At 72.5% G+C, this 16,384-nt stretch carries 18 protein-coding genes; 4 read left to right on the top strand and 14 right to left on the bottom strand.

The window, feature by feature from the left end; translation table 11 throughout:
* Positions 1 to 104 precede the first annotated feature (104 nt).
* On the top strand, positions 105 to 731 hold the full coding sequence (locus ACFYZJ_RS34680) for an SCO3374 family protein (protein WP_388575098.1): 627 nt from the start codon (positions 105 to 107) through the stop codon (positions 729 to 731).
* Here the strand turns inward: ACFYZJ_RS34680 and ACFYZJ_RS34675 are convergent.
* From ACFYZJ_RS34675 to ACFYZJ_RS34630, 10 genes are all read right to left on the bottom strand, one after another.
* Positions 710 to 1,045 (bottom strand): Lsr2 family protein, encoded by a 336-nt coding sequence (locus ACFYZJ_RS34675; RefSeq protein WP_388575028.1) that lies wholly within the window; start codon positions 1,043 to 1,045, stop codon positions 710 to 712. The two genes, ACFYZJ_RS34680 and ACFYZJ_RS34675, sit on opposite strands and share 22 nt — an antisense overlap.
* Positions 1,046 to 1,296: 251 nt before the next feature.
* On the bottom strand, positions 1,297 to 1,830 hold the full coding sequence (locus ACFYZJ_RS34670) for an amino-acid N-acetyltransferase (RefSeq protein WP_388575025.1): 534 nt from the start codon (positions 1,828 to 1,830) through the stop codon (positions 1,297 to 1,299).
* A gap of 9 nt (positions 1,831 to 1,839) precedes the next feature.
* Positions 1,840 to 2,268: a BlaI/MecI/CopY family transcriptional regulator gene (locus tag ACFYZJ_RS34665; protein ID WP_388575096.1), complete on the bottom strand. Its 429-nt coding sequence runs from the start codon at positions 2,266 to 2,268 to the stop codon at positions 1,840 to 1,842.
* Between the two features lie 204 nt (positions 2,269 to 2,472).
* On the bottom strand, positions 2,473 to 2,652 hold the full coding sequence (locus ACFYZJ_RS34660; RefSeq protein ID WP_388575022.1) for a hypothetical protein: 180 nt from the start codon (positions 2,650 to 2,652) through the stop codon (positions 2,473 to 2,475).
* A gap of 116 nt (positions 2,653 to 2,768) precedes the next feature.
* A complete protein-coding gene (locus ACFYZJ_RS34655; protein ID WP_388575020.1) occupies positions 2,769 to 3,428 on the bottom strand; it encodes a hypothetical protein in 660 nt (219 codons plus the stop codon).
* A gap of 202 nt (positions 3,429 to 3,630) precedes the next feature.
* Positions 3,631 to 4,434, bottom strand: a complete 804-nt coding sequence (locus tag ACFYZJ_RS34650; RefSeq protein WP_388575017.1) for a type III pantothenate kinase — start codon at positions 4,432 to 4,434, stop codon at positions 3,631 to 3,633.
* A gap of 11 nt (positions 4,435 to 4,445) precedes the next feature.
* Positions 4,446 to 5,423: a carboxylating nicotinate-nucleotide diphosphorylase gene (gene nadC, locus ACFYZJ_RS34645; protein WP_388575014.1), complete on the bottom strand. Its 978-nt coding sequence runs from the start codon at positions 5,421 to 5,423 to the stop codon at positions 4,446 to 4,448.
* Positions 5,416 to 7,161 (bottom strand): L-aspartate oxidase, encoded by a 1,746-nt coding sequence (locus ACFYZJ_RS34640; RefSeq protein ID WP_388575012.1) that lies wholly within the window; start codon positions 7,159 to 7,161, stop codon positions 5,416 to 5,418. Before ACFYZJ_RS34640 ends, nadC begins: the two co-directional genes overlap by 8 nt.
* Positions 7,158 to 8,177 carry a pantoate--beta-alanine ligase gene (gene panC, locus ACFYZJ_RS34635; RefSeq protein WP_388575009.1) on the bottom strand — a complete coding sequence of 340 codons (1,020 nt, stop codon included), beginning with the start codon at positions 8,175 to 8,177 and terminating at the stop codon, positions 7,158 to 7,160. The genes ACFYZJ_RS34640 and panC overlap by 4 nt, the downstream gene beginning before the upstream one ends.
* A complete protein-coding gene (locus tag ACFYZJ_RS34630; RefSeq protein WP_388575006.1) occupies positions 8,174 to 9,094 on the bottom strand; it encodes a Rossmann-like and DUF2520 domain-containing protein in 921 nt (306 codons plus the stop codon). The genes panC and ACFYZJ_RS34630 overlap by 4 nt, the downstream gene beginning before the upstream one ends.
* Positions 9,095 to 9,278: 184 nt before the next feature.
* Between ACFYZJ_RS34630 and ACFYZJ_RS34625 the strand changes: the two genes are divergently transcribed.
* Positions 9,279 to 10,502 carry a threonine aldolase family protein gene (locus tag ACFYZJ_RS34625; RefSeq protein WP_388575004.1) on the top strand — a complete coding sequence of 408 codons (1,224 nt, stop codon included), beginning with the start codon at positions 9,279 to 9,281 and terminating at the stop codon, positions 10,500 to 10,502.
* 46 nt (positions 10,503 to 10,548) lie between these two features.
* On the opposite strand, the gene ACFYZJ_RS34620 is transcribed toward ACFYZJ_RS34625, so the two are convergent.
* Positions 10,549 to 10,788: a hypothetical protein gene (locus ACFYZJ_RS34620; RefSeq protein ID WP_388575002.1), complete on the bottom strand. Its 240-nt coding sequence runs from the start codon at positions 10,786 to 10,788 to the stop codon at positions 10,549 to 10,551.
* A 158-nt stretch (positions 10,789 to 10,946) separates the two neighbouring features.
* Between ACFYZJ_RS34620 and ACFYZJ_RS34615 the strand changes: the two genes are divergently transcribed.
* On the top strand, positions 10,947 to 12,053 hold the full coding sequence (locus tag ACFYZJ_RS34615) for a DUF5937 family protein (protein ID WP_388574999.1): 1,107 nt from the start codon (positions 10,947 to 10,949) through the stop codon (positions 12,051 to 12,053).
* Positions 12,054 to 12,086: 33 nt separating this feature from the next.
* Here ACFYZJ_RS34615 and ACFYZJ_RS34610 read toward each other — a convergent pair whose 3' ends face one another.
* Positions 12,087 to 12,758: a response regulator gene (locus tag ACFYZJ_RS34610; protein ID WP_388574997.1), complete on the bottom strand. Its 672-nt coding sequence runs from the start codon at positions 12,756 to 12,758 to the stop codon at positions 12,087 to 12,089.
* Between the two features lie 125 nt (positions 12,759 to 12,883).
* Positions 12,884 to 14,089 carry a sensor histidine kinase gene (locus tag ACFYZJ_RS34605; RefSeq protein ID WP_388574994.1) on the bottom strand — a complete coding sequence of 402 codons (1,206 nt, stop codon included), beginning with the start codon at positions 14,087 to 14,089 and terminating at the stop codon, positions 12,884 to 12,886.
* Between the two features lie 130 nt (positions 14,090 to 14,219).
* Here ACFYZJ_RS34605 and ACFYZJ_RS34600 point away from each other — a divergent pair, with 130 nt between their 5' ends.
* A complete protein-coding gene (locus ACFYZJ_RS34600) occupies positions 14,220 to 15,257 on the top strand; it encodes an SAM-dependent methyltransferase (RefSeq protein WP_388574991.1) in 1,038 nt (345 codons plus the stop codon).
* On the opposite strand, the gene ACFYZJ_RS34595 is transcribed toward ACFYZJ_RS34600, so the two are convergent.
* Positions 15,222 to 16,373: an NADH-quinone oxidoreductase subunit D gene (locus tag ACFYZJ_RS34595; RefSeq protein WP_388574990.1), complete on the bottom strand. Its 1,152-nt coding sequence runs from the start codon at positions 16,371 to 16,373 to the stop codon at positions 15,222 to 15,224. The two genes, ACFYZJ_RS34600 and ACFYZJ_RS34595, sit on opposite strands and share 36 nt — an antisense overlap.
* Between the last annotated feature and the right edge of the window lie 11 nt (positions 16,374 to 16,384).

Below are 16,384 nucleotides of genomic sequence, written 5' to 3'. Positions count from 1 at the left end.
GCCGAACACCCCGTACGCCCCTTTTCTTCGGCACCTGGCGCAATCACCCGGCCACCCAGCGTAACTCTCCGTCGTCTTGGGCGGTTGCTCCGTACATGGTCCACATGGTCCACCCGGTGCCCCTTCCGCGAAGGCCGCTCGATCCCGGCACGAGCGGCACGGTGCGTCAGTGGTACGAGAACGAGCTGGGCTGGGCGACGGCGCCCGGAGAGCCGGTGCGGCTGGTCACGGGAGTGCGCTTCGACGTGCTGGAGGTGCCCGCCGAGGCGGGTTTCGCCGCGCTCAGGCATCTGGGGCCCGCGTCCCCGGTCGCACTGTGCGCCGAGCGGATGCGGCTGCTGGTGGCGGCGGGCAGCGCGGAGGAGCTGCCCGGGCTGCTCGACTGGCTGGAGTGGGGAGCGCTGGACCTCGACCTCACGGCCACCGGCGCGGGCGGGCAGACGGAGGCACCGCTGCCGCCGGGATGCGGGCCGGGTCGGGTGCCCCCGGGTCCGGCCGGCACCCCGGGATCCCGGCCGCTTCCCCTGAGCCGGGCCGTTGCACAGGGGGCCGCCGTCTGGCTGCGGCCCCCCGAGCCGGGGTGCAAGGTCGAACAGGTGCTGCCGACACTGTCGGCCGTGGGGGGCGGTGGGGGCGCCCCCGATCTGGTGCGGCTGGTCGACACGATGGCAACGCAGTGCCACCGGGTCCGGCTGCGGCGCGCGTGCGCTCAGCCCATCGCCTTCTCGTAGGCCTCGCGGATGGTCGCCGGAACACGGCCACGGTCGTTGACCTCGTAACCGTTCTCCTTCGCCCAGGCGCGGATCTGCGCGGTGTCCTGGCTGCCGGCGGAAGCGGCACGCGCCTTTCCACGCCCGCCCGAAGCACGGCCTCCGGTACGACGGCCGCCCTTCACATAGGGGTCGAGAAGGCTGCGCAGCTTGTCGGCGTTGGCGGTCGTGAGATCGATCTCGTACGTCTTGCCGTCCAGTGCGAACGTGACGGTCTCGTCCGCCTCGCCACCGTCGAGGTCGTCGACAAGAAGGACCTGAACCTTCTGTGCCACCGGATTTCCTTTCATCGATAACTTCAGGGCCGAGGGTCTGCGGCCGGTGCCGCCCGTTTCGCGTCCCCTGTTATATGCAGTACTGCAGTACGTCGGAAAGCAAACCGCTTTTGCCGGAAAAACACAAACCCCCCGGGAGAGACCGACGGGCGGCCGGGAGACCGGAAACATACGCGTTTCGGACATAGGGAACCCGGGCAAGGTCGTCCGGCTCAAGCGCGGCAGAATAGTCCCCGGTGATCGCCCGGCGATCACAGATGCAGAAGCATCCGGCTGTTGCCCAAGGTGTTCGGTTTCACTCGTTCGAGACCGAGGAACTCCGCCACGCCCTCGTCATAGGAACGCAACAGCTCGGCGTAGACATCCCGGTCCACGGGCGTCTCGCCGATCTCCACGAAGCCGTGCTTCCCGAAGAAGTCGACTTCGAAGGTGAGACAGAAAACGCGGCGAACGCCGAGCCACCGAGCGGTCTGCAGCAACTTCTCCAGCAACTGGTGACCCACGCCCAGGCCCCTGGCCTCGGGCATCACCGCGAGAGTGCGGACTTCCGCCAGGTCCTCCCACATCACGTGCAGCGCACCGCAGCCCACGACCTCGCCGTTGTCGTCGCGTTCCGCGACCCAGAACTCCTGGATGTCCTCGTAAAGCGTGACGGTCGCTTTGTCGAGCAGGATGCCGCGGCGGACGTAGGAGTCGAGGAGGCGGCGCACCGCCGGGACATCGCTCGTCCTGGCCCGTCGGACAGTGATGGCTTTTGCGGTGGCTTCGGGGCTCTTCGCTGGCATGAGCGGACGCTATCGCCCGGTGTCGTCCTCCGCCGCGGCGGGGTTGTTCTCCTCGGGCGTCCCGGCCGGGTTCTCGGGGCCCGTTTCGACACTCGGGGACTCCTGGGCGCTCTCCGGGCCCTGGACGATGCGTACCGCGTCACGGAGTGCCTGTCTCTGTTCCTCGCTCATCATGCCGAAGAAGGCGACGAGCGCGGCGGCCGGGTTGTCGCTCTGGGACCAGGCGTCGTTCATCAGGGCGGCCGCGTAGGCGGCGCGGGTGGAGACCGCCTCATATCGATAGGCCCGGCCTTCCGCTTCCCGGCGCACCCAGCCCTTCTGATGGAGATTGTCCAAAACGGTCATCACCGTGGTGTAGGCGATGGACCGTTCCTGCTGAAGGTCTTCCAGGACTTCTCGAACGGTCACCGGGCGGTTCCACTTCCACACCCGCGTCATGACCGCGTCTTCGAGTTCTCCCAATGGCCGAGGCACGTTCAGCACAATAGTGGGAGAAGTCGCCAATGGCTTGCGGGACGTGCGTTTACGTAGCAAACCACAACAAAAAGGGCGTACGGCTCCTAAAGGCACCGAAGGCGTGAGTCGTACGCCGGGGAGGCACGGAGTGCCGTCCGGCGGGCCTCCGGGGGCGCAGGAGCCGGGTCAGGCGTCGGCGTCCCGGGACTGCTGGAGGGCGCCTTCCGCGTGGGCGAGGGCCGCGTCGACGGCGGCGTCCTCCTTGGCCTTGTTGGCACCGCCCTGGGTCTTCACGATCACCCGGATGAGCCCGATGAAGAACACGGCCATGACGACCGGGGGCACGAGCGCGGAGACGTAGTCCATGCCCCAAGAGTAGCCAGGAGGTGTCCGATGGATCCCGCTCGGGTGGGCCTTACCGGATTGCGCCGGGTCCGGCCGGCCGCGAGCCGCCGTGTCTAGCCCGCCGTGAGTCGCCGTGTCTAGCCCGCCGCGAGCCGCCCGTGGGAGTGGGCCGGAGGGCCCGGCTTCCGCTTCGGCGGGAAGACCTCGCCGGGGGTCGGGATCGGGCGGCGCGCCGGGCGCGGAGCCTGCGGCTCGCGGCCGGGAGCGGGCTTCTCCGGCTTGGGCTCGGGCTTCCGCTCGGGTTTGCGGGCCGGCTCCTCGGGCCGCTCCTCCTCGCTCGCACGGCCGCCGGGAAGCGCCGTCAGATGCGCACGGCAGACGGGGACCGCGGCCCTGCGGGGAGTGAGGTGCGCGCGTACGCCGGGCTCGGCGAGGGCCCGGCAGCGGTCCAGCAGGACGGCGGCCAGGGGGGTGCCGCGCAGGGCCCGCAGTGCGGCGAGGTCGTCCGGGACCGGGCGGTAGCCGGCGCGGAGGGCGTCCTGGAGGAGGGTGAGGTAGCCGCCGGCGGCACCGGGCAGGGCGGCGCGGTAGCGGGCGAGGTCGGCCAGCAGGAAGGCCCTCAGACGGTCCCCCTCGCGCACCGCCGCGTCGACGGACTCGGCGAGGCGGAGGCAGTCCTGGACGTCCTCGGCGGAAGCGGTGCGGGGGTTCAGGGCGAGGGCGAGGGCGCGGCGGAGCACGCGCAGCTCCTCCGCGCCGAAGGCCAGGGCGCCTCGGGATCCGTGTGGCGTGGGCATGCGGGGACGCTACCGCTAATCGGACAAAAGGGGCACGTTAGGGGAGCCGTGTCGCTGTGGGGTTCCCCCAGGTGGGGGCCGCGGTGCGCCTGTTTCGCCTCGGGTGCATTGCCATGACGGCGGGTGCCGCGCGGTCGTGGCTGGTCGCGCCCAGGCGGCGGAGCCGCATACGGCACAGCCCCGCGCCCCTTTCAGGGGTGCCTCAGCCGGCCATACGTGAGACGTTCCGTTCGTAGACCAACCGCAGTCCGATCAGGGTCAGCCATGGTTCGTGCTCGTCGATCACCGCTGACTCGCCGAGGACCATGGGAGCCAGGCCGCCCGTCGCGATGACCGTGACGTCGTCCGGGTCGTCCGCCAGTTCTCTCGCCATGCGGCTGACCACACCGTCCACCTGGCCCGCGAAGCCGTAGACGATGCCCGCCTGCATCGCCTCGACGGTGTTCTTGCCGATCACGCTGCGCGGCCGCGCCACCTCGATCTTGCGCAGCTGCGCGCCCCTGACGCCCAGCGCCTCCACCGAGATCTCGATGCCGGGTGCGATGACACCGCCGACGTACTCCCCTCGTGCGCTGACGGCGTCGAACGTCGTGGCCGTGCCGAAGTCCACGACGATCGCCGGGCCGCCGTAGAGATCGACGGCGGCGACCGCGTTGATGATGCGGTCCGCGCCGACCTCCTTCGGGTTGTCGGTCAGGATCGGCACACCCGTCTTGACGCCGGGCTCGACGAGGACGGCGGGCACGTCTCCGTAGTAGCGACGGGTGACGTCGCGCAGCTCGTGCAGCACGGACGGCACGGTGGCGCAGATGGCGATGCCGTCGATGCCGTCGCCCAGGTCTTCGCCGAGCAGCGGGTGCATGCCCATCAGGCCCTGGAGGAGGACCGCCAGTTCGTCGGCCGTGCGGCGCGCGTCGGTGGAGATGCGCCAGTGTTCGATGATCTCCTCGCCGTCGAACAGGCCGAGGACCGTGTGCGTGTTGCCTACGTCGATGGTCAGCAGCATGGTGGCTCCACCTACTCCGCCGCTCGCAGGTCCAGGCCGATGTCCAGGATCGGGGAGGAGTGCGTGAGCGCCCCGACCGCCAGGAAGTCGACGCCCGTGTCGGCGTACGCCTTGGCGTTCTGAAGGGTCAGGCGGCCCGAGGCCTCCAGCAGGGCGCGGCCGCCGACGATCGCCACCGCCTCCTCGCACTCGCCGGGCGTGAAGTTGTCCAGCAGGATCAGGTCCGCTCCCGCGTCGACGACCTCACGCAGCTGGTGCAGGGTGTCGACCTCGACCTCGATCGGCACGTCCGGGAACATCTCCCGGACCGCCCGGAAGGCCTCGGCCACACCTCCGGCCGCCACGACGTGGTTGTCCTTCACCAGGGCCGCGTCCGACAGGGACATGCGGTGGTTGACGCCGCCGCCGCAGCGGACCGCGAACTTCTCCAGGGAGCGCAGGCCCGGCGTCGTCTTGCGGGTGTCCCGCACGCGCGTCTTGGTGCCCTCCAGGGCGTCCGCCCACGCGCGCGTGGCCGTCGCGATGCCGGACAGGCGGCACAGGATGTTCAGCGCGCTGCGCTCGGCGGTCAGCAGGTCGCGGGTGCGGGTGGTGACGGTCAGCAGCTTCTGGCCGGCCTCCACCCGGTCGCCGTCCTCCACATGGCGCTCGACCTCGAACTCGTCGGTGCAGACGATCGAGATCACGGCTTCCGCGACCCTCAGGCCCGCCACGACGCCCGCCTCACGGGCCGTGAAGTCGCCGGTGGCGACCGCGTCCTCGGGGATGGTCGCGACCGTCGTCACGTCCACGCCGTGGTCCAGGTCCTCCTGGATGGCGACGTTGGCGATGTCCTCGACCTCCACCGGGTCGAGCCCGGCGTCGGCCAGGAGCTGGGCGAGCGCGGGGTCGAGCCCGCACTCCAGGTATTCCTCGTCGCCGTCCGCGCCGCAGGCGCAGCCGTCGCCGCAGCCGCCGGTCGAGGCGAGGGGGAGGTCGGTGTCACTCACTTCGGTCACTGCTCCTGGGGACGCTGAGGCGCGGGGCCTCGGGGCGGGTCGGGGGGAAGTTTGGGGTGTCCGTGGTGCGTACGGACAGCGATCGGTCCGGATTCAGCCGTACGACGACGTGGCGGCGCCAGTTCGCGTCGTCGCGGTCGGCCCGGTCCTCGCGCCAGTGGCAGCCGCGGGTCTCCTCGCGCCGGAGGGCGGCGGCGACCAGGGCCCGGGCGACGCACAGGAGGTTGGTGGTCTCCCAGGTGTCGACGCCGGGCTCGGCGGTCTTGCCGTTCTCCACGAGGGCGTCACGGGCCTCGGTGTGCAGCCGCTGGAGCTGGTCGGCGGCCTTGGCCAGGGATTCGGCGGAGCGCAGGACGCCCGCGCCCTCGGTCATGATCCGCTGGATGGCGAAGCGGGACTCGGGGGCGAGCAGCGGGTGCGCGGGGTTCTCCGCGTACGCAACGGGCTGCGGCACGCGCGCGTGGAGGCTGTTCTCCGACTGGTCCCGCGCGATGTCGGCGGCGATGCGCTCCGCGTAGACCAGGCCCTCCAGGAGGGAGTTGGAGGCGAGCCGGTTGGCGCCGTGGACGCCCGTGCAGGCGACCTCGCCGCACGCGTACAGGCCCGGCACGGTGGTCCGGCCGTGGGAGTCGGTGCGGACGCCGCCGGAGGCGTAGTGCGCGGCCGGGGCCACGGGGATGGGCTCGGTGACCGGGTCGATGCCGTTGGCGCGGCAGGCGGCCAGGATCGTCGGGAAGCGGTGCTCCCACATGTCGGCGCCGAAGTGCCGGGCGTCGAGGAACATGTGCTCGGCGTCCTGCTCCTGCATGCGCCGCGTGATCCCCTTGGCGACGATGTCCCGGGGCGCCAGCTCGGACAGCTCGTGCTGACCGACCATGAAGCGCACCCCGTGCGCGTCCACCAGGTGGGCACCCTCACCGCGCACGGCCTCGGAGACCAGGGGCTGCTGGCCCTCCGCGTCCGCGCCCAGGAACAGCACGGTCGGGTGGAACTGGACGAACTCCAGGTCGCTGACCTCGGCGCCGGCGCGCAGGGCGAGCGCCACGCCGTCACCGGTGGACACCGACGGGTTGGTGGTCGCGGAGAAGACCTGGCCCATGCCGCCGGTGGCGAGGACCACGGCGGGCGCGTGCACGGCGCCCACGCCGTCGTGCCGGCCCTCGCCCATGACGTGCAGGGTGACACCCGCGGTGCGGCCGTCGGCGTCCGTGAGCAGGTCCAGGACCAGCGCGTTCTCGATCGTGCGCAGGCCACGCGCGTGTACCGCCTCGACGAGCGCCCGGGAGACCTCGGCGCCGGTCGCGTCGCCGCCCGCGTGCACGATGCGGCGGCGGTGGTGCCCGCCCTCGCGGGTGAGCTGGATGCCGCCCTCGTCGTCGGTGTCGAAGTGCGCGCCGGTGGAGATCAGCCGGCGTACGGCGTCGGGGCCCTCGGTGACGAGGATGCGGACGGCCTCCTCGTCGCACAGGCCCGCGCCCGCGACCAGGGTGTCGTCCAGGTGCTGCTCCGGGCTGTCGCCCTCGCCGAGGGCCGCCGCGATGCCGCCCTGCGCCCAGCGGGTGGAGCCGTCGTCGAGGCGCGCCTTGGTCACGACGACCGTGTTCAGGCCGGCGTCGTCGCAGCGCAGGGCCGCGGTGAGGCCGGCCACGCCGGAGCCGACGACCACGACGTCGGCGGGGATGGACCAGCCCGGGGCGGGTGCGTGCAGTCGTATGCCTGTGCCGGTCACGAGGCGGCTCCGTGAGGGTCGACGGGTTCGGGGGCTCCGAAGGAGAGCGGGATGTTGTCGATCAGCCGGGTCGTCCCGACCCGGGCGGCGACGGCGAGGATCGCCTCGCCGGTGAAGTCGTCGGGGACCTCGGTGAAGTCCGACGGGTCGACCAGGGCCAGGTAGTCCAGGACCAGCGGCGGGTCCAGCTGGCCGGCCTCGTCCAGGACGAGTTTCGCGGCGGCGCGGACGGCGGCGGGACCGCCGGGCGCGGCCTTGGCGACCGCGTGCGCGTCGGCGGCGGCGCGCGACTCGCCTATCGCGCTCAGGGCCTCGGCACGCGCGCGCGTGGCGGGCACCTCCAGGGCACGCGCGCGCAGCGCCTCCTGGGCGGCGTGCCGGTCGCGGCCCGCGAACAGGGCGCGGGACAGGGCGAGCGCCGTGTGCCGCTCCTGGGGCGAGAGGTAGCGGTTGCGGCTGGAGAGGGCGAGCCCGTCCTCCTCGCGGACGGTGGGCACGCCGACGATCTCCACACCGAAGTTCAGGTCGCGCACCATCCGGCGGATCAGGGCGAGCTGCTGGGCGTCCTTCTGCCCGTACAGGGCCACGTCGGGACGGGTGAGGTGGAGCAGCTTGGCGACGACGGTGAGCATGCCGTCGAAGTGGCCGGGGCGGAACGCGCCCTCCAGGCGCTCGCCCATGGGGCCGGCGGAGATCCGCACCTGGGGCTCGCCGCCCGGGTAGACCTCGTCCACGGACGGGGCGAACACCACGTCGGCGCCGGCCTGCTCGGCGATCTTCAGGTCGGCGTCCAGGGTGCGCGGGTAGCGGTCGAGGTCTTCACCCTTGCCGAACTGCAGCGGGTTGACGAAGACGGTGACGACGACCTCACCGTCGCCCCCGGCGATCCTGCGCGCGGTGCGGATCAGGGTCGCGTGGCCCTCGTGCAGCGCGCCCATGGTCATCACGACGGCGCGGCGGCCGCGCCTCGCGCGCGCCTGCAGTTCCTCGGCGGTGCGCAGCAGGGTGGTGGTCATCGGGCATCCCCTTCGGTGCCGTCGGCGAGGACTCCGAGCAGGTCCTCGGCCAGTTCCGGCTTGAGCAGTCCGTGGGCCAGTGCCCGGTCGGCGGTGGCGCGGGCCATCGCCAGGTAGCCGGCGACGGCCGCCGGGGAGTGTCTGCGCAGCTCGGAGACGTGCGCGGCGACCGTGCCCGCGTCTCCGCGCGCGACGGGGCCGGTCAGCGCCGCGTCGCCGGAGCGCAGCGCGTTGTCCAGGGCGGCGCCGAGCAGCGGGCCGAGCATGCGGTCGGGGGCCTCGACGCCCGCCCGGCGCAGCAGCTCCATGGACTGGGCGACCAGGGTGACCAGGTGGTTGGCGCCGAGGGCGAGGGCCGCGTGGTAGAGCGGGCGCATCTCCTCGGCGATCCACTCCGGCTCGCCACCCATCTCGATCACCAGGGCCTCGGCGGCCAGCCGCAGCTCCTCGGGCGCGGTGACCCCGAAGGAGCACCCGGCCAGGCGCTGGACGTCCACAGGGGTGCCGGTGAAGGTCATCGCCGGGTGCAGGGCGAGCGGCAGCGCCCCGGCGCGCAGGGCGGGGTCGAGCACGCGCGTGCCGTACCGCCCGGAGGTGTGCACGAGCAGCTGGCCCGGGCGTACGGCACCGGTCTCGGCGAGACCCTCCACGAGGCCCGGAAGGGTGTCGTCCGGGACGGTCAGCAGGACCAGCTCGGCGCGCCCCATCACCTCGGAGGGCGGTACCAGCGGCACGTCCGGGAGCATCTGCTCGGCGCGCCGTCTGGAGGCGTCGGAGACCCCGGAGACGGCGACCGGGCGGTGCCCGGCGAGCTGGAGCGACGCGGCGAGCGCGGGCCCGACCCGGCCGGCTCCGACCACGCCCACGGTGAGCCGCGCGGGGCGGTCCCTGGGGTCTGGCTGCTTGGCTGTACTCACTCGACGGTGGCCTTCCCGTTCCAGTCCGCTCTGGGTACCGGACGATTTCTCGTCATGTTAACGCGATTGGGGGGTGGGGCGGTCGGTTGTCCACAGGCTGTGGGTTCCCGCAGGTCGCGGCCGGTAAGGAAACCAGGGTGCCGCGGGGGATGATCCCGGGGTGGGAACGAGGGCGGAGGGGGACATGGCGCGAACGGCGGAAGTGGGTGCCGGAGAGCCGGCTCGGGAGGGCGGGGAAGGCCCGGCGGAGGCAGCCGAGGAGCTGCGGCGCGGGCTGCGGGAGCGCCGGATCGCCGCCCACCGCGGCGCGGAGCGCGTGCTGGCGCGTCCGGGGTTCCTGGGGACGCTCCGGGAGCGGCTGGCGCTGCTGGACGGCGCGGGGGGCCTGTACGACCTGGACGAGTCCGGGGACATGTACGGCACGGGGATCGTCGAGGCGCTGGAGGAGCGGGTCGCCGGGCTGCTGGGCAAGGAGGCCGCCGCCTTCTTCCCGACCGGGACCATGGCCCAGCAGGTGGCGCTGCGCTGCTGGGCGGGCCGCACGGGGAACCCCACGGTGGCCCTGCAGGCGCTGGCCCACCCCGAGGTGCACGAGCGGAAGGCGTTCAGCGAGGTCAGCGGATTGCGCCCGGTGCGCGTGACGAGCGAGCCCCGGCTGCCCACCGCCGAGGAGGTGCGCGACTTCGAGGAGCCCTTCGGGGCGCTGATGCTCGAACTGCCCCTCAGGGACGCCGGTTTCGTCCTGCCCTCCTTCGAGGAGCTCACCGAGGTCGTCGAGGCGGCGCACGAGCGCGACGCGGTGGTGCACTTCGACGGCGCGCGCCTGTGGGAGACCACGGTCCACTTCGGCCGGCCGCTGGAGGACATCGCGGGCCTCGTGGACAGCGTCTACGTGTCGTTCTACAAGTCGCTCGACGGGTACGGCGGCGCGGCGCTCGCGGGCCCCAGGACCCTTGTGGACGAGGCGAAGGCCTGGCGTCACCGCTATGGCGGCACGGTCTTCCAGCAGTTCCCGACGGTGCTCTCGGCCCTGGCCGGGCTGGAGCGGGAGCTTCCCCGGCTACCGGAGTACGTGCGCCACGCGCGCGTGGTGGCCGCCGCGCTGCGCGAGGGTTTCACGGCGGCGGCGGCGGGGCTGCCGTGGGCGCGGGTGCACCCCGACCCGCCGCACACCCACGAGTTCCAGGTCTGGCTGCCGTACGACGCGGACGTCCTCGCTCAGGCCGCCGTCCGGCAGGGCGAGGAGACGGGGACACTCCTGTTCGCCGACGCCTGGGACCGCGGCGGCCCGGGACTGGCCTTCACCGAGGTCAACGTACGCGCCGCCGCCCTGGAGTGGACGGCGGACGACGTGAGGAAGGCGGCGGCGGAGTTCGTGGAGCGGCTGCCCGGGGTCAACGGGACTTAGAGCCCCGAAGACGGAGCCGGGCTCCCATTTTGTTCGGGGCTTTCAGTCAGGCCTTCCGGGACACCGGAGCGTCAAGCCGTCGGGACGCCGGGCCGTGGAACCAGCGGGACAGGGCCGCCCGCAGCCGTCCCCGGGCCGGGCGGCCCGCGAGGACCGCGCGGAACTCCCGGCGGTCGCGCAGCTCGCGCACGACCTGCCAGTCATGGGCGCCGGGCGCGGGCGGGGAGGGTTCACCGAGACGCCGGGCGCGGTAGGCGTCGAGGAGGTACTCCTGAGTGATGCTCATACGGCTCGCCTCTTCGGGACGTGGAGACAGGATTCCGTGGGCTCCGCGGCTGCCCCGGCCGTCCCAGGCTGCGCCGGTACGGCGAGCGGTGTCCTGCCGATTGACGGCTGCCGTCAAACGAGGGCGTCCGTGTCAGTGGCGGGGTGCACCATGAGGCCATGAGCGTGGACATCGACATCAGCGGGCTACGGCCGGAGAGGGTCTCCGTGCTGCCTTCACCGCTGTCGGAACTCGGGATGGCCCTGCATGCGCTGTCCGAGCCGGGCCACCACCCCGGCCTGCAGGGATGGGTGACCACCGTCACCGCCGGTCTCGACTCGCACCTCGCCGACCGGATGTGCGAGGCCGACTTCCTGTGGCGTACCTCGCACTCGGACCTCTTCCATCCGTACGCCGGGATCCCCGGCGGGACGACGCTCCCCGCAGCCACCCTGGCCGAGGAGCTCGACCTGCTGGACAAGCTCACGGATGAACAGTTCGTGGACGCGGCACTGGAGTTCTCCTGCGCGCTGCCCTACGGCATGCCCGGACCCCCTGTGCTCGCCGACCCTGCGCTGCGGCAGCGCGCCCTCGAGCTGGCCGCCGCCCGAGGGCCGCGACAGCTGCTGTTCACCCAGCGGCTGTTCGAGGACCCGCCGAGGGTGCGGGCCTGGCTGCGGCAGTTCCTGGAGGACTGTGACGCGGCCTTCTTCGCCGAGACCTGGTCCCGGCTGCGCCATCAGCTCACGGCGGACGCCCGCCACAAGACCGACCTCCTGCGGCACAAGGGCCTGGCCGAGGCGCTGGCCGCGGTGTCGCCCGCGGTCGTCCTCGACGAGGAGGCCGACCGGATCACCGTGGACAAGCTGGGCCGGGGACGCACCACCACGGCGGGCAGGAGTCTGCTGCTGGTGCCGACCAGTCTCGGCTGGCCCCACCTCATGGTGCTGCACCGGTACGGCTGGCAGCCCCTGCTGCACTACCCCATCGCCTCCCCGGGCCCGGCCTCCCCGCTCTCCGTCGAAGAGCTGTCCCTTCGACTGGCCGCGCTGTCCCACCCGGCGCGGATGCAGATCTGCCGCAGTCTGGCCCGCAGTACGTTCACCACGAGCGAGCTGGCGCAGATCCACGGCATGAGTCCGCCGGAGATATCCCGGCACCTGAGCACCCTGAAGAAGGCCGGTCTGATCACCACCCGCCGCCGCGGCCGGTACGTCCTGCACCAGATGGACGTACCGGCGGTGGCCCGGCTCGGCAGCGACTTCCTGGAGGGCATCCTCAGGTAGGCGCGCATGGGCGCGGGCCGACCGCGCCGAAGGTCAGCCGTGCCCGCCCGCCCGGACGAGCCCCGTCTCGTAGGCGAGGACGACCACCTGCACCCGGTCCCTGAGCCCCAGCTTGGTCAGGATGCGGCCCACATGGGTCTTCACGGTGGCCTCGGACAGCACCAGCCGGGCCGCGATCTCGCCGTTGGACAGACCCTGGGCGACCAGGACCATGACCTCGCGCTCGCGGTCGGTGAGCCGGTCCAGCTCCTTGTGCCGGGGCCCGGTGCTGCCGCCCGGCAGCATCGGTGCGAACCGGTCGAGCAGCCGGCGGGTCGTGGACGGCGCGACCACGGCGTCGCCGCTGTGCACGGCACGGATGGCGGCGAGCAGCTCGCCGGGCGGCACGTCCTTCAGCATGAAGCCGGAGGCGCCCGCCTTCAGCCCGGAGAACGCGTACTCGTCGAGGTCGAAGGTGGTCAGGATCAGCACCTTGGGCGGGTTGGGGTCCGCGCAGATGCGGCGGGTCGCCTCCACGCCGTCCAACTTCGGCATGCGCACGTCCATCAACACCACGTCGACCTCGGTCGACCGCAGCACCTGAAGGGCCTCGACGCCGTCACCCGCCTCGGCGACGACCTCCATGTCCGGCTGGGCGGCCAGCACCATCCGGAACCCGGTGCGCAGCAGCACCTGGTCGTCGACGAGCATCACGCGGATCGGCATGGCGGGGTCCTCCGGTCGGTGGGTGTCGGGCGGGCCCGGGCGGGCGCGTGTCAGTGGGCCGGTTGCAGAGGCGTCTCGGTGGGCCGGTTGCAGGGGCGTCTCGGTGGGCCGGTTTCACGGGCGTGTCAGTGGGCCGGTTTCAGCGGCAGCAGGGCACTGATGCGGAAGCCTCCTCCGGGGCGGGGGCCCGCGTCCAGGGTTCCGCCGACCATGCCGACGCGCTCCCGCATGCCGATCAGGCCGTGGCCCCGGCCGTCGAGGCCGCCCTCCTCGTACAGCTCGTGCGGGGCACCCTTGCCGTCGTCCTCGACGAGCAGTCCGAGGCCGTCGTCGAAGTACACCAGCCGCACGCTGGCGCCCGCGCCCGGCCCCCCGTGCTTGCGGGTGTTGGTGAGCGCCTCCTGCACGATGCGGTACGCGGTCAGCTCCACGCCGCTGGGCAGCGGACGCGGGGTGCCCTCCACCTTGAAGTCGACGGGCAGGCCCGCGCTGCGGCACTGCTCGACCAGCTCGTCGATCTGTTCGACGTCGGGCTGCGGGACGTACTCCCCCTCCTCCTTGTGCTCACCGGTGCGCAGCACACCGAGCAGCCGGCGCATCTCGGCGAGGGCCTGGCGGCCGGTGGTGGAGATCGTCTCCAGGGCCTTCCTCGCCTGGTCGGGGGCGGTGTCGAGGACGTAGGCGGCGCCGTCGGCCTGCACCACCATCACCGAGACGTTGTGCGCCACCACGTCGTGCAGCTCGCGGGCGATACGTGCGCGCTCGGCGGCCACCGCCACCTTGGCCTGCGCCTCGCGCTCCTTCTCCAGCCGGGCCGCGCGCTCCTCCAGCTGGGCGAAGTAGGCGCGCCGGGTGCGCAGGGAGTCGCCGAGGACCCAGGCGAGCGCGAAGGGCACGGTCTGGAAGACGGCTATCGCGATGTTGCCGAGGGCACCGGAGTGGTGGTCCGGCCAGCGGATCGTGGACAGGGTGCCCGCGCTCAGACCGGCGATCAGGCCGATGCGGGAGGCCCAGCGGGCGCCCAGGGCGGCGACCGTGAAGATGATCACCAGCATGGCGAAGTCGGCGATCATCGCCTCTTCGTCCAGGACCAGCTGGGCCAGCCCCATGCCGCCGGCGACGATCAGCATCTTCTCGGGCATGCGGCGGCGCAGCGCGACGACCAGGCAGAGCACGGCGGAGACGGCGAGCCCGACCGGGAGCGATCCGTGGTGGTCCGGCGCCCCGTTGAGGTTCGTCAGACTCACGCAGGAGAGCCCGAACAGGACGACGGCCCAGAAACTGTCGACCCAGGTGGGATGCCTGCGAAGGAAGTCATAGAGGCGCTGCACGTAACCCAGAGTAGGGAAACGCGCAGGGTGCGGGGGTCAACCGGAGGGCCGATCCGTGACGGACACACGTACTCCGCAAGGTGGATGCTCGCCGAGACCCCGGAGGCGGGGATGCGCCTAGCCTGACCCCGTGGACCAGCGGCTGAGCGGTGAGTGGCGGGGATGGCGGGCGGCGGCCCAGGAGGCGCTGTACGGGGCGGACGGGTTCTACCGGCGGCCCGAGGGGCCCGCGGCGCACTTCCGTACGTCCGTGCACGCCTCACCGCTGTTCGCCGTTGCCGTGGCCCGGCTGCTGTGCCTGGTCGACGGGGCGCTGGGGCGGCCGGCCGAGCTGGCGTTCGTGGACATGGCAGCGGGGCGGGGCGAACTGGTGGCCGGGGTCCTGGACGCGCTGCCCGACGACGTCGCCGCCCGCACGCGCGCGTACGCCGTGGAGATCACCGGCCCGCCCCCTGGCCTGGACGGCCGGATCGAGTGGCTGGGCGAGCCCCCGGAGGGAACCACCGGGCTGCTCTTCGCGAACGAGTGGCTGGACAACGTGCCGGTCGAGGTGGCGGAGGCGGACGCCGACGCGGTGCCCCGGCTGGTCCTGGTCGATCGGGACGGGACCGAGCGGCTCGGGGAGCCGGTCACGGGAGCGGAGGCCGCGTGGCTGGAGCGCTGGTGGCCGCTGTCCGCAGACGGGTGCCGGGCCGAGATCGGCCTGCCCCGGGACACCGCGTGGGCCGCCGCCGTCGCCACCGTCGAGCGTGGGCTGGCCGTCGCCGTCGACTACGCGCACCGCGCGGGCGCCCGGCCGCCCTTCGGCACGCTCACCGGGTTCCGCGCGGGCCGGGAGTGCGCTCCCGTGCCGGACGGCTCCTGCGACATCACGGCGCATGTGGCGCTGGACGCGTGCGCCCTGCCGGGGGCACGCCTGCTGACCCAGCGCACCGCGCTGCACGCACTCGGGATCACCGGCGCACGCCCCCCGCTCACGCTCGCCTCCACCGACCCCACCGCATACGTACGCGCCCTCGCGCACGCGGGAGCCGCCGCCGAACTCACCGCTCCCGGCGGACTCGGCGACTTCGGCTGGCTGCTCCAGCCGGTGGGCATCCCCGACGCCGCCCGCGAAGAGCTCTTCGAGGAGCTATTTGTCGATGTCCCCGACCACGAAGAACATTGACCCGAGAATCGCCACCATGTCCGCGACCAGCGTCCCCGGCAGCAGCTCGGTCAGTGCCTGGATGTTGTTGTACGAGGCCGAGCGCAGCTTGAGCCGGTACGGCGTCTTGTCGCCCTTGCTGACCAGGTAGTAGCCGTTGATGCCGAGCGGGTTCTCGGTCCAGGCGTAGGTGTGGCCCTCGGGCGCCTTGAGCACCTTGGGCAGGCGCTGGTTGACCGGCCCGGGCGGCAGCTCCGCCAGCCGGTCCAGGCACGCGTCGGCCAGGTCCAGCGCGTTGTGCGTCTGCTCCAGCAGGCACTCGAAGCGGGCCAGGCAGTCGCCTTCCTGCCGGGTGACGACCCTGAGGGTGTCCTGGAGTTCCCCGTAGGCCAGGTACGGCTCGTCCCGGCGCAGGTCGAAGTCCACGCCGGAGGCGCGCGCGATCGGCCCGCTCACGCCGTACGCGTGCACCGTCTCCGGGGCGAGGACGCCCACACCCCGGGTACGCCCCCGGAAGATCTCGTTGCCGAGCACCAGGTCGTCGAACCGGTCCATACGGGAGCGCACGTCACGGACGGCGGTACGCGCGCGTGCGGTCCACCCGGCCGGCAGGTCCTCCTTGAGCCCGCCGACCCGGTTGAACATGTAGTGCATGCGGCCGCCGGAGATCTCCTCCATGACGTTCTGCAGCTCCTCGCGCTCCTGGAACGCGTAGAACACCGGGGTGATGCCGCCCAGCTCCAGCGGGTAGGAGCCGAGGAACATCAGGTGGTTCAGGACCCGGTTCAGCTCCGCGAGGAGCGTGCGCATCCACACGGCGCGCTCGGGCACCTCCATGCCGAGCATCCGTTCGACGGCGAGGACCACGCCCAGCTCGTTGGAGAAGGCGGAGAGCCAGTCGTGGCGGTTGGCCAGCATGATGATCTGGCGGTAGTCGCGCGCCTCGAACAGCTTCTCCGCGCCCCGGTGCATGTAGCCGATGACCGGCTCCGCGCGCCTGATCCGCTCGCCGTCCAGCACCAGCTTCAGCCGCAGCACACCGTGCGTGGACGGGTGCTGGGGCCCGATGTTGAGCACCATGTCGGTGCTCTCCGCGGCGCCGCCGATCCCGACCATGGTCTCCGTCGTAGGAGTCATGGACCCAGTCT

This window comes from Streptomyces sp. NPDC001848 (assembly GCF_042891915.1).
Taxonomy (GTDB): Bacteria; Actinomycetota; Actinomycetes; order Streptomycetales; family Streptomycetaceae; genus Streptomyces.
This window is presented reverse-complemented; position numbering and strand designations above follow the sequence as displayed.

Excerpts from the sequence above, each read along its gene's own strand:
- ACFYZJ_RS34650 (WP_388575017.1), bottom strand. The coding sequence starts at position 4,434 with ATGCTGCTGACCATCGACGTAGGCAACACGCACACGGTCCTCGGCCTG.
- ACFYZJ_RS34670 (WP_388575025.1), bottom strand. The coding sequence starts at position 1,830 with ATGCCAGCGAAGAGCCCCGAAGCCACCGCAAAAGCCATCACTGTCCGA.
- panC (WP_388575009.1), bottom strand. The coding sequence starts at position 8,177 with ATGACCACCACCCTGCTGCGCACCGCCGAGGAACTGCAGGCGCGCGCG.
- ACFYZJ_RS34680 (WP_388575098.1), top strand. The coding sequence starts at position 105 with ATGGTCCACCCGGTGCCCCTTCCGCGAAGGCCGCTCGATCCCGGCACG.
- ACFYZJ_RS34665 (WP_388575096.1), bottom strand. The coding sequence starts at position 2,268 with ATGACGCGGGTGTGGAAGTGGAACCGCCCGGTGACCGTTCGAGAAGTC.
- ACFYZJ_RS34655 (WP_388575020.1), bottom strand. The coding sequence starts at position 3,428 with ATGCCCACGCCACACGGATCCCGAGGCGCCCTGGCCTTCGGCGCGGAG.
- ACFYZJ_RS34625 (WP_388575004.1), top strand. The coding sequence starts at position 9,279 with ATGGCGCGAACGGCGGAAGTGGGTGCCGGAGAGCCGGCTCGGGAGGGC.
- ACFYZJ_RS34615 (WP_388574999.1), top strand. The coding sequence starts at position 10,947 with ATGAGCGTGGACATCGACATCAGCGGGCTACGGCCGGAGAGGGTCTCC.
- ACFYZJ_RS34610 (WP_388574997.1), bottom strand. The coding sequence starts at position 12,758 with ATGCCGATCCGCGTGATGCTCGTCGACGACCAGGTGCTGCTGCGCACC.
- ACFYZJ_RS34620 (WP_388575002.1), bottom strand. The coding sequence starts at position 10,788 with ATGAGCATCACTCAGGAGTACCTCCTCGACGCCTACCGCGCCCGGCGT.
- ACFYZJ_RS34595 (WP_388574990.1), bottom strand. The coding sequence starts at position 16,373 with ATGACTCCTACGACGGAGACCATGGTCGGGATCGGCGGCGCCGCGGAG.
- ACFYZJ_RS34660 (WP_388575022.1), bottom strand. The coding sequence starts at position 2,652 with ATGGACTACGTCTCCGCGCTCGTGCCCCCGGTCGTCATGGCCGTGTTC.